The sequence below is a fragment of the Nocardia sp. NPDC002869 genome (assembly GCF_046764065.1).
Classification (GTDB): Bacteria; Actinomycetota; Actinomycetes; order Mycobacteriales; family Mycobacteriaceae; genus Nocardia; species Nocardia rhamnosiphila.
Map to the genome: position 1 here is coordinate 1 of NZ_JBKOOL010000319.1, position 2,093 is coordinate 2,093.

Consider the following 2,093-nt stretch of genomic DNA (forward strand, 5'->3'; position numbering starts at 1 on the left):
GAGCGAATCGCTCCGGGCCGTTGCCGATCCGTATTCGCGGCGGGCTCAGCGCTGGCTGGCGGTGCGGGATTCCTTCTCCGCGACCAGGAGATAGGCGACCATGAGCCGTTTGAGCTCGGCGACCGCGTCGGCGTGGCTCTGCTCGTCCTGCACCGAGAAGTTCATCATCGAATAGACCACATGCACCAGCACCTCGGCCATCATGGTCCGCCGGGCCCGCGGCGTGCGCGGGGTGAGCGGGCGCAGCATCTGCGAGACGACCTCGGCGAATTCCTTCTCGTGGATGGCGCCGGTGGCCCGGGTGGACGGCGTGGACTGCATGGCCAGCCACACTTCGCGCCGGGACGGGTCGGTCATCCACAGGTTGGCGAGATGGTCGACGAACTGGTTCATATGCCGCAGCCAGTCCAGGGACGGGATCTCGCCGTGGAAATCGGCCAGCTCCTGCGATACCGCCACCAGGTCCTGCCGGTTCAGCTCGCAGACGATCACATATTTGTTGGCGAAGAACTGGTAGAGCGTGCCGATGGGGACTTCGGCGCGGGCCGCGACCTCTTCGCAGGTGAACGATTCGAAACCGACTTCCACCAGCAGTTCGCGCGATGCCTGCAGCAGTGCGTCGAATTTCCGCTTGCTGCGTTCCTGGGTCGGACGCCGGCGTGGCATCAGCTCTTGCGGGTCGTCCTGGAGCTCCAGCGCAGGGTCCGGACGCCGTTTGGCCCTGGCCTCCGTCCGTACGTTCACCTGTCCCAGGCTAGCGGTAGCGGGAACACCATGGTGCAGAGTATGGAACTGTGACGGCGAGTCTGTCATGTCTCACACTCGCAACACCGCCGATCCGGGCCGCGCACCACTTGTCTCGGCGCCCGGTTCGGCGGGACGAACGATCAGGGGATCGTCGACCGGCTGGACCCCGGCCGGTTCCCCGCCCGCACCGCGGCCGTGCGGGCCCAGGCCTTCGAACAGGACGATCAGCAGTGGGCGACACTGTTCTTCGACACCGGGCTGGGGCTACTGCTCGACGGCTACGAGCGGCTGATCGCCTCCTACGAGTGACCACCCGGGCCGGGCCCGGGTGGTCACGGATCAGACCGAGAGATCGCGACGCAGTTTGGCGACGTGCCCGGTCGCGCGCACGTTGTACTGCGCCACTTCGATCTTCCCCTCGGCATCGACGAGGAAGGTCGAGCGGATGACGCCGGTCACCGTCTTGCCGTACATGGTTTTCTCGCCGAAGGCGCCCCATGCGGTGAGCACCGCGCGGTCGGGGTCGGACAGCAGCGGAAAGTTCAGCTTCTCGGCGTCCCGGAATTTGGCGAGCTTGGCCGGTTTGTCGGGGGAGATACCGATCACCTCGAGGCCGGCGGAGTTCAGTTCGCCGAGGCTGTCCCGGAAGTCGCAGGCCTGTTTCGTGCAGCCGGGGGTGCTCGCGGCGGGGTAGAAGTACACCACGACCTTGCGGCCGCGGTAGTCGGCGAGCGATACCTCGTTGCCGTCGGCATCGGGGAGGGTGAAATCGGGTGCCGGGTCGCCGGGGGAGAGTCGCTGGTTGTCGGTCACCCTCGCTACCGTAATCGACCCGCGGGGTTCCCGGCCGCGTACTCGTCGCGGCGATCCGGCGAAACGCGACGCGCCGCCCGCCCATGTCCGGAGGACCGCGCACGGGCGGATCGCGAGCGGGAGGAACAACCGGCGAGTGTGGTGGGCGCGGATACACTCGAGCCCGGGCCCCGGCCGATCCGCGGACGACGGCGGTCCAGGGGTGGAACATCGGCCGCCTACGAGCGCGGCAGACCAGTTACAGGAGGCGTGAAGGTGGCAAAGGATACCGAGCGGATCGAGCAGGAGATCGAGGCCGCGCGGGAGCGGTTGGCCGGCACTCTCGACGAGATCGCCGTGCGGGCCGATCCGCAGCGGATCGCGGAGGGGACCAAGCAGCTGGCGCTGGCGAAGGTGAACGAGCCGAAGGTGAAATACACCCTGATCGGTGTCGGCGCGCTGGTGGCCGGGGCACTGCTGTTCAAGATCCTGCGCTGATCCGGGTATCGGCCCGGAATACAGAACACCCGGTGACAGCAGTGCTGTCACCGGGT

3 protein-coding genes are annotated in these 2,093 nt (G+C 67.4%); 1 reads left to right on the forward strand and 2 read right to left on the reverse strand.

From position 1 onward, the window contains the following. Positions 1–45: 45 nt before the first annotated feature. Positions 46–666: a TetR/AcrR family transcriptional regulator gene (locus ACLML9_RS28585; protein ID WP_051715520.1), complete on the reverse strand. Its 621-nt coding sequence runs from the start codon at positions 664–666 to the stop codon at positions 46–48. A 420-nt stretch (positions 667–1,086) separates the two neighbouring features. After that, positions 1,087–1,560 (reverse strand): thioredoxin-dependent thiol peroxidase, encoded by a 474-nt coding sequence (gene bcp, locus ACLML9_RS28590; protein ID WP_030525530.1) that lies wholly within the window; start codon positions 1,558–1,560, stop codon positions 1,087–1,089. 255 nt (positions 1,561–1,815) lie between these two features. On the opposite strand from bcp, the gene ACLML9_RS28595 reads away from it, so the two are divergent. Continuing rightward, positions 1,816–2,037: a DUF3618 domain-containing protein gene (locus ACLML9_RS28595; protein WP_411948405.1), complete on the forward strand. Its 222-nt coding sequence runs from the start codon at positions 1,816–1,818 to the stop codon at positions 2,035–2,037. Positions 2,038–2,093: the final 56 nt, after the last annotated feature.